Origin of the sequence: Winogradskyella sp., from assembly GCF_003712105.1 — a bacterium.
Lineage (GTDB): Bacteria > Bacteroidota > Bacteroidia > Flavobacteriales > Flavobacteriaceae > Winogradskyella.
This window is the reverse complement of sequence record NZ_RHLG01000001.1, coordinates 974,766-984,888: the sequence shown is the minus strand read 5'-3', so window position 1 is coordinate 984,888 and position 10,123 is coordinate 974,766. Positions and strand designations below refer to the sequence as shown.

7 protein-coding genes are annotated in these 10,123 nt (G+C 36.2%); all 7 read right to left on the bottom strand.

All coding sequences use genetic code 11. The features are described 5' to 3' along the window. Positions 1–1,623 (bottom strand): cbb3-type cytochrome c oxidase subunit I (locus tag ED556_RS04490; protein ID WP_296319779.1); only part of this gene is annotated, 1,623 nt, incomplete at its 3' end. Positions 1,624–1,656: 33 nt separating this feature from the next. Beyond that, a complete protein-coding gene (locus ED556_RS04485; RefSeq protein WP_296319777.1) occupies positions 1,657–2,718 on the bottom strand; it encodes a cytochrome c oxidase subunit II in 1,062 nt (353 codons plus the stop codon). A 25-nt stretch (positions 2,719–2,743) separates the two neighbouring features. Continuing rightward, positions 2,744–4,138, bottom strand: a complete 1,395-nt coding sequence (locus tag ED556_RS04480) for a quinol:cytochrome C oxidoreductase (protein WP_296319776.1) — start codon at positions 4,136–4,138, stop codon at positions 2,744–2,746. Between the two features lie 22 nt (positions 4,139–4,160). Further along, entirely contained in the window at positions 4,161–4,715 is a 555-nt protein-coding gene (locus tag ED556_RS04475) for a cytochrome c (RefSeq protein WP_296319774.1), read from the bottom strand. 1 nt (position 4,716) lies between these two features. Next, positions 4,717–5,256, bottom strand: a complete 540-nt coding sequence (locus tag ED556_RS04470; RefSeq protein WP_296319771.1) for a DUF3341 domain-containing protein — start codon at positions 5,254–5,256, stop codon at positions 4,717–4,719. 8 nt (positions 5,257–5,264) lie between these two features. Beyond that, on the bottom strand, positions 5,265–6,992 hold the full coding sequence (gene nrfD, locus ED556_RS04465) for an NrfD/PsrC family molybdoenzyme membrane anchor subunit (protein WP_296319770.1): 1,728 nt from the start codon (positions 6,990–6,992) through the stop codon (positions 5,265–5,267). Between the two features lie 27 nt (positions 6,993–7,019). Further along, positions 7,020–10,103, bottom strand: coding sequence for a TAT-variant-translocated molybdopterin oxidoreductase (locus ED556_RS04460; protein ID WP_296319768.1), 3,084 nt, complete (start codon positions 10,101–10,103; stop codon positions 7,020–7,022). Between the last annotated feature and the right edge of the window lie 20 nt (positions 10,104–10,123).

The window sequence follows — 10,123 nt, the reverse complement described above, 5'->3', positions numbered from 1 at the left end:
CCAAGGGTTTTGCTCAGCTTTCTTACCATAGAAGATGCTACTAATAAAGTTGTATAAGAACACTAACTGCACTGCTCCTGCTATTAATGCAAACACAGTAATTACAGTTTGCGTATTCGTAGTATCATCAAATAATGGGAAGTTAGAGTTTGTATAATAACGTCTTGGTAAACCAGCCATTCCTATAAAGTGCATTGGGAAAAACACACCGTAAGCACAAACCGCAGTTACCCAGAAATGTAGATATCCTAAATTCTTATTCATCATACGACCGTACATTCTTGGGAACCAATGATAAATTCCGGCAAATACACCATATAACGCAGATATACCCATTACTAAGTGGAAATGCGCAACTACAAAGTAAGTATCATGCACGTTTATATCTAATGCACTATCACCAAGAATAATACCTGTTAAACCACCTGTAATAAATGTTGAAACTAATCCTATTGAGAATAGCATGGCGGGATTTAACTGTAAGTTACCTTTCCACAATGTGGTTATATAGTTAAATGCTTTTACTGCTGAAGGTATTGCAATTAATAAGGTTGTAAATGTAAATACAGAACCTAAGAATGGATTCATACCAGAGATAAACATATGGTGACCCCAAACGATTGTAGATAAAAATGCAATTGCTAAAATTGAAGCAACCATTGCACGATATCCGAAGATTGGTTTACGTGAGTTCGTTGCTATAATTTCTGAAGTAATACCCAGTGCTGGTAATAATACGATATATACTTCTGGGTGTCCTAAGAACCAGAATAAATGCTCGAACAATACTGGAGAACCACCTTGGTAATGTAATACTTCACCTTGAATAAATATATCAGACAAGAAGAATGACGTACCAAAACTTCTGTCCATTATAAGAAGTAAAGCAGCAGATAATAATACTGGGAATGATATTACACCAATTACGGCAGTTACAAAAAATGCCCAAATTGTTAATGGTAATCTTGTCATTGACATTCCTTTTGTACGTAAGTTGATTACAGTTACGATGTAATTAAGAGAACCTAATAAGGATGACGCAATAAATATTGCCATAGAAACTAACCATAGTGTCATACCCGCGCCAGAACCTGGTTGAGCCATAGGTAAGGCTGAAAGCGGTGGATAAATTGTCCACCCTGCAGCAGCTGGTCCAGCTTCAACAAAGAATGATACTATCATTACAACACATGACACAAAGAATAACCAGTAAGAAATCATATTAAGAAATCCTGAGGCCATATCTCTTGCACCAATTTGTAATGGAATTAGGAGGTTACTAAATGTACCACTTAACCCAGCTGTTAGTACAAAGAATACCATTAGAGTACCGTGAATTGTAACTAAGGCTAGATAAATATCTGCATCCATAACTCCTTCTGGTGCCCATTTCCCTAACAACGCGTCAAAAATCACATTAGGTTGTTCTGGCCATGCAATTTGCATACGAATCATAAGAGACATCATAATACCTAAGATTCCCATGATTAACACTCCAGTAATTAAATACTGTTTTGCAATCATCTTATGATCCTGACTAAAGATATATTTAGTCACAAAAGTTTCTTTGTGGTGATGTACGTCGTGGTCGTCGTGTACGTTTGTATCTACTGTTGCTGACATAATCTTTTATCTTTTTCTTAAAACAATTTTATATTAATTCAATGAATTCTCGAACGTTTTCTGTTCTTTCATCCATGCGTCATATTCTTCTTGAGTCTCTACTATAATCTTCATTTGCATATTGTAATGAGATTTTCCGCAGATTTTATTACATAATAATAAGTAATCGAACTCATAAACTAAATCTTGACCTGCTTCTTCAATTTCAGCTTTACGCTGCGCACGAAGCGCGTTGATATTTGCAACTTTATCCTGCATGTCAGGATTTGCTCTCATCTCAGCAGTAGTCACTGTTGGCGTAAAAGCAAACTGAGTAACCATACCAGGAACGCAATTCATTTGTGCTCTAAAGTGAGGCATATATGCAGAGTGTAAAACATCTTGCGAACGCATTTTAAAGAGTATTGGTCTTCCAACTGGCAAATGTAATTCTGTTACTATTACATCATCTTGAGCATTTGGATCATCTTCATCTACACCAAGTGTATTGTTTCTATCAATATCTATTAATCTTACATTAGCTTTACCTAATACGTTGTCCTCGCCACCATATCTTGCTTTCCAGTTAAATTGTTGTGCATACAATTCTACTACCATTGGATCATCGCTTTCGTCTACATTCATGATGTCATTCCAAGTAAATAGACCGTAGATAATAAGTCCTGCTAAAACAATCACTGGGATTATTGTCCAGATGAATTCTAAAGTATTATTATCTGCATAAAACAAAGCTTTACGGCCTTTTTCACCTTTATACTTATAGGCAAAGTAGTGTAGTAAAAATTGGGTTACTGTTTGTACAATGAATATGATAACCATTGAGATAACCATTAAGCTATCCAAACCTGGACCATGTTCTGATGCTGAATTAGACATTAATGGTAAGTCGCCCAAGTACACAAAACATAATATTGTAATCACATAAATGAAGATTAAGAAACCTATCATCATGTAACCATTAAAGCGATTGTCCTTATCTGTTGCTACTTGATTACTAGATGCGGCACCGACTTGAGCCAAATCAAATATCTTAACCATTTGCCAAATTGCAATGGCTACAAATAATACTATTATGAAAATTAACAAAGTTGTCATTATCGTTTCAGTTCTTAATTTTTAATTAATAATGAAAGTGTTCACTTTCTTTCATAAATGGGTTTCCTTTTGCCAATAAAGGTGCTTTACTAAGCGCATAGAATACGATTAACAGAAATAAACCAGCAAATAAGCATACCGCTCCAAGTTCTGGTGCTCCTATAAACCATCTGTCACTTACTGTTGCAGGCATAATCATGTTGAACACATCTAAATAGTGACCACATAATATTACAATACCAGCCATAACTACAAACCAAGGAATTCGCTTATAATCACTATTCATTAATAGTAATAATGGGAAAATAAAGTTCATAGCTACCATTCCGAAAAATGTAATTTTATAGTCTTCAATTCTAGCAACAAAGTACACTACTTCTTCAGGTATGTTTGAGTACCAGATTAGCATAAATTGTGAGAACCATAAATATGTCCAGAAAATACTTATACCAAACATAAACTTAGCAAGGTCATGTAGATGACTATCGTTTACAAACTCAAGCAATCCTTTAGATTTTAAGTATATAGAGATTAATGCTATTACGGTAATACCACTTACAAACATACTTGCAAATACATACCATCCAAATAATGTACTAAACCAGTGAGGATCAACAGACATTATCCAATCCCAAGACATCATCGATTCTGTATAAATATAGAATACTAAGAATGCTGCAGATATTCTGAAGTTTTTCTTGAAGTTACTGTTACCTTCAGCATTGTCTTGAGCTAAAGAGAACTTACGTGAGAAGTAACGATACAAAGACCAACCACCTAAGAAAATAATTCCTCTGATAAAGAACCAAGGCTTGTTGAGCCATCCTATTTTACCTTGAATAATTTCGTCATGAGCAACTACATCTTGATCCATCCAAATAAATAAATGAGACCCTCCAAAATATGCTATAAGTAATACTAAAATACCTCCTGGTAATACATAATAGGTAATACCTTCCATAACCCTAAAGAGTACAGGAGACCAACCTGCTTGCGCTGCATATTGTATTGCATAAAACGCTAAAACACCTAATGCAATCATAAAAAAGAAAAATGCTGCTACATATAATGCTGCATATGGTCTGTTATGTATTTGATGAAGTACATGCGCTTCATGACTCATATGTCCTTCTTCTGCATGATCACCACTGTGAGCTTCATCGGCGTGAGCCTCACCATGACCTTCAGCTGCTTCTGCATGGTCGCTGTGAGATTCTCCATGAGATTCTTCGGCATGGGCATCACCATGACCTTCAGCTGCATGTCCACCATGATGTGCTTCTGAAGCTAATAATTTTTCAACGTCTTCAACAGTCTTATAATTATGTGAATCCCAAAAACCATAACCAACTCCTAAAAGACCAATTACTATCAGGACAATTGACGCTATCTTTAATCGATTTGAGAATTTATATTCCATTTATATACTCTTTATCTAAATCTTATTTTTCTAATTCTGCTTTTAGTTTTTCAACATAAGCAACAACTTGCCAGCGTTCTTCTTCACTCATAAAGTTGGCGTAAGAACCCATACTATTTTTACCATAGTAAATAACATGATATATGCTACCGGCGGTTAATTCCTTTACTGCATAACTTCCTGGTAAGATAAGTTCTCTATTACCCTCGCCTAAATAACCGTTACCAGCTCCTTTATTACCATGACATATGGTGCAATAAATATCGTATAGTTCTTTACCTCTATCGTAATCTACTGTTGTTGTGTCTAATGGGCTTTCAAGGTTAGCTTTAGCATACTCATAGCCATCATTGGTATCTTCGATTTCGTATAGCGTATAGCCTCTAGGAATTGTACCTTCAACTGGTAACTGTCCTTCTTTACCGTTTTTAAAAGCATCTGACTCTTGGTAAGCTTCGTAACCAACAGATTGATACATATTAGGCATATATTGATAGTTACGTCTCGACTTTTTATTACAAGACACTATACTTAATAGCATTACTAATACTACTGTTATTTTTAAAGTTGTCTTCATACTAATGTGGGTCTTCGTCTTTATCAATACTATTAATTTCAACAGCTCCAGTTTCTTGAAGAAGGCTAATAAGTTCTTCCTCATTACCATGTACAGCGATTTCCATAAGGAAATGATCGTCCGTTGTTCTAGGATCTGGGTTTTCAGCTTTTTTAAATGGCCACATTCTACTGCGTAAATAAAATGTAATGACCATTAAGTGTGCTGCAAAGAATACCGTAAGCTCAAACATAATAGGTACAAATGCAGGCATATTTTCTATATAACTAAAGCTCGGCTTACCACCTATATCTTGTGGCCAATCTTTAATCATGATATAATTCATCATTACAATTGCAACTGTTAGTCCAACACAACCATACATAAATGATGTAATGGCAATACGAGTTGGTGCTAATCCCATTGCTTTGTCTAGTCCGTGAACTGGAAACGGTGTATATATTTCTTCGATATGATGCTTTTCTGCCTTAACCTTTTTAACGGCTGACATTAAAATATCATCATCATTATAGATAGCATGAATTACTTTTGAAGCTTCCATATACTATATTAGTTTAATAAATTTTTAGCTTGCCCTGCCCAATCATCACGTTCTGCTCTTCCTGGGAAAGAACCTGTGATTGAATCTAACAAGTCGTATTCTGTTTTAGTCATCTTACTTACTTGTAAGAATGTATAAATACCAATGCTGTTTAACACTTCTTCCATCTTAGGACCAACACCATTTATTTTCTTTAAATCATCTGCAGTTTCAGTAGCAGCATCAAATGTTCCGATGGTTCCAAATAGGCTGTTTAATTTTTCTGTATTATCACCAGTTGAACTCTCTGAAGTCTCAGCGACTGGGGCTACACTGGATGTCTTTTCATCAGCGCCAGTTCCCACTAAACTTTGTCCGCTTTCTCTAATTCTTTTATAGCGTTCACCTGAAGATTTAAGAATTGTTTTTACCTCAGCTTGCGCAATTACTGGGAATGTACGTGAGTATAATAAGAAGAGTACAAAGAAGAATCCGATTGTACCGATAAATATTCCTATATCTACAAACGTTGGTGAGAACATTGTCCAAGACGATGGTAAGTAATCTCTGTGTAACGACGTTACGATAATTACAAAACGCTCAAACCACATTCCTATATTTACTACAATAGAGATAAAGAAAGAGAACATGATACTAGTTCTTAATTTCTTAAACCACATGAATTGTGGAGAGAATACGTTACAAGACATCATTGCCCAATACGCCCACCAGTAAGGTCCAGTAGCTCTGTTTAAGAAGGCATACTGCTCGTACTCAACACCGGAATACCATGCAATAAATAACTCTGTAATATAAGCCACACCTACGATTGAACCCGTTATCATGATGACGATATTCATCAACTCAATATGTTGTACTGTAATATAATCTTCTAGGCTACACACTTTTCTCATGATAATAAGTAAGGTGTTTACCATGGCAAACCCTGAGAAAATCGCACCCGCGACAAAGTATGGTGGGAAAATGGTAGTATGCCAACCAGGAATCACTGAAGTGGCGAAGTCAAAAGATACAATGGTGTGTACAGAAAGTACAAGTGGTGTAGCTAAACCTGCTAATACTAATGATACTTCTTCAAAACGTTGCCAGTCTTTTGCTCTACCAGACCAACCAAAACTTATTAATGAATATATTTTCTTTTGGAATGGCTTAACGGCTCTATCTCTAATCATTGCAAAATCCGGTAATAAACCTGTCCACCAGAATACTAATGACACCGATAAGTATGTAGAGATTGCGAATACATCCCAAAGTAATGGTGAGTTAAAGTTAACCCATAGAGATCCAAACTGGTTTGGTATAGGTAATACCCAGTAAGCTAACCAAGGACGACCCATGTGGATAATTGGGAATAAACCTGCTTGTACAACAGAGAAAATTGTCATTGCCTCTGCCGAACGGTTAATAGCCATACGCCATTTTTGACGGAATAATAAAAGTACCGCGGAAATAAGTGTTCCTGCGTGACCAATACCAACCCACCAAACAAAGTTTGTAATATCCCAAGCCCAGTTAACAGTCTTATTAAGACCCCAAACTCCAATACCTGTAGATATCGTATAAATAATACAACCTATACCCCAAAGAAAAGCAACCAAAGCGATTGAAAATACAATCCACCATGATTTATTGGCTTTACCTTCGACAGGTCTAGCAACTTCGACAGTTACGTCGTGATAGGATTTTTCTCCTGTTACTAAAGGTCTTCTAATAGGTGCTTCGTAATGAGACGCCATAATTATATATTGATTTCTTTATTAATTTTAAGCTTCTTTCGTATTTCTAATCTTCGTATGGTAGAATACATTAGGTTTTGTACCTACATACTCTAATAAATGATACATACGGTCATCTTCTTTAAGTTTTGCAACTTTACTTTCTTTATCATTTACATCACCAAATACCATTGCACCACTTCCACAAGCAGCAGAACATGCTGTTTGGAATTCTCCATCTTCAATTTCTCTTCCGTCACGTTTTGCGTCTAGGATTGTTTTCTGCGTCTTTTGGATACACATTGTACATTTTTCCATAACACCACGAGATCTTACAGTCACATCTGGGTTTAATACCATACGACCAAGATCATCATTCATGAAGTAATCGAACTCATCATTCTCATTGTATAAGAACCAGTTGAAACGACGTACTTTGTATGGACAGTTGTTTGCGCAGTAACGTGTACCTACACAACGGTTATATGCCATATGGTTTTGACCTTGACGCCCGTGAGATGTTGCCGCAACAGGACATACAGTTTCACAAGGTGCGTGATTACAATGCTGACACATTACTGGTTGGAATACCACTTGTGGATTATCCGCAGGATTTTCCATTTCTCCAAACTCACTTAATGAGCTTCCTAAACCAGAGATATTCTCTTTTTTATCTATATCTTGATCAAAACTATCTTCAGAAGAATAATATCTATCAATACGTAACCAGTGCATATCACGGCTACGACGCATCTCTGATTTACCAACTACAGGAACGTTATTTTCAGTGTGACAAGCGATGACACAAGCACCACATCCTGTACATGCATTTAAATCAATAGATAAGTTAAAGTGATGTCCTATTGAACGATCAAACGAATCCCATAAATCAACATCTGGAGAAGTTACGGGAGTTTCAATATGATTTAATGATACTTCAGGAATTGCATTCCAATAGTGCTTATCCTTTGTGTTAAATATTTCAAGAGTTGTTTCTTTAATAATATCGCCACGACCCATTAAAGTATTGTGCAATTGTACACATGCAAATTCATGCTCACCTGAAGCTTTAGAGATTGCAACTTGTTGTATAGTATCAAAGCCTTGGTATAATGCATAAGCATTTACACCAGTTTGCATTTCTTCTTTAACACCAGCTGTACGGCCATAACCAAATGATAATCCTACAGATCCTTTTGCTTGACCTGGTTGAATTAAAACAGGTATGTTATTTATTGTAACACCATTTACTGTTACGTCCGCCAAGCTACCGTTAAGTCCACCATTGGCTACGTTCCAGTTTTCTAATCCTAAACCATCAGCATCAGATTTAGATATTGTTAGGTAGTTATCCCAAGTTGCTCTTGAGATTGGATCTGGAAACTCTTGTAACCAAGGGTTATTAGCTTGTTGTCCATCTCCCATTCCGGTTTTGGCATACAACGCTAACTCCATTCCATTAGATTTTGCAGAAGCAGCTAATGCTCTGGCTGCATCTCCATTTGGAGTTTCACCTGCATCTGCAGTATCAGAAGATTCTTCTTCTACTGAAGCTTCAGCAACAAAAGCACCATCATGTAAAGCGTTGTTGAATGATGCACCATTAAGAATTGAATCTCTCCAATTCGTTTTGATGTAGTCATTATATGTAGTTGTGTTATCAGACCAAGCTAATAATACATCTTGAAATTGTTTTGTATCGAATAATGGACGAATCGTTGGTTGCATTAAACTGTAATGACCAGCTTTCATCTCAAAATCACCCCAAGATTCTAAACTGTGAGGCGCAGCTGCAATGTAGTTACATTGTGTAGCTGTCTCATCTTGCTTCATCGAAAAAGCAATAGATGTTGTATTCTTTAAACCTTCAGCAAAATCAGCAGAATTAGGTAATGTGTACATAGGATTAACGCCACACATTACTAAAGCACCAACAGTTCCAGCTTTCATATCTGCTACAAGTTGTGCTACGGCTTTATCGTTTCCTTGTCTTGTGAGGATAACATTTTTAGTATCAAATGCTTTACTTGATAATGCTTCATTAATTTCTAAAGCAACTGTTTGAGCATTTACATCTTGAATACCAGTAACAACAACACCATTACTACCAGCCTTCTTTAATTCTGTCGCAGCATTCTGAACTGCCGTATTAATAGCTTCTGGTAAGTCAACTGAAACAGAACCACCAACTACTAAACTGTGTAATTTGGCTAATGCTTGTTTTTGTTGGCTTGGTGTTAATGCTACACGTTTATCTGCATTTGCTCCAGAAAGAGACATGTTAGACTCAAACTGAATGTGGCGTGACATCTTACCATGATCAGGGATTCGTTTAGCAGCATAAGCTTCATCAAATCCTCCACCTTGCCAATCACCTAAGAAGTCAGCACCAACAGACACTATTGTCATTGCCTTAGAAAAATCATAGTTAGCTAAAGCACGCTTACCATATTTTGCTTGGAAGGCATCTAAAGCTGCTGATTCTGAAATAGCATCATATACTACATGACGTACATTAGTATAGTTTCCTGAAAATTCAGCAACTAATTTTGAAGTTGATGGACTTGCAAAAGTTTGCGTTAATAACACAATCTCTTTATCACCTACTTTACTTAATACATCTTTAGTTTCTGAAATAAATGCATCCCATGAGATTTCTGCATCACCTTTCATTGGTGATTTTACACGAAGACTATCATATAATCCTAAAATCGAAGCATGAACTCTAGCATTAGCGTTAGCATTTGTTTTTGCTAGTTTATTGTTTTCAATTTTAATTGGTCTTCCTTCTCTTGTTTTCACTAAAACACTAGCAAAATCGTAACCATCTGCAATTGTCGTTGCATAGTAGTTAGCCACACCAGGAACTATTTCCTTTGGCTGAACAACATAAGGTATCGATTTTACAACTGGTCCTTCACAGGCTGCTAAAGAAGCTGCTGCTGTACTAAAACCAACATATTTTAAGAAATCACGACGCGTAGTAGATGAAGCTTCTAAAGTTTCTTTATCTCCTAAAAACTCATCTGTAGGAATTTCTTCCACAAACTCGTTTTGTCTTAGCGTCTCAACAATAGAGCTATTCTCGTTTAGCTCTTCAACACTTTTCCAGTATTTCTTGTTAGATGACATATAATTGTGAGTTATCTTAA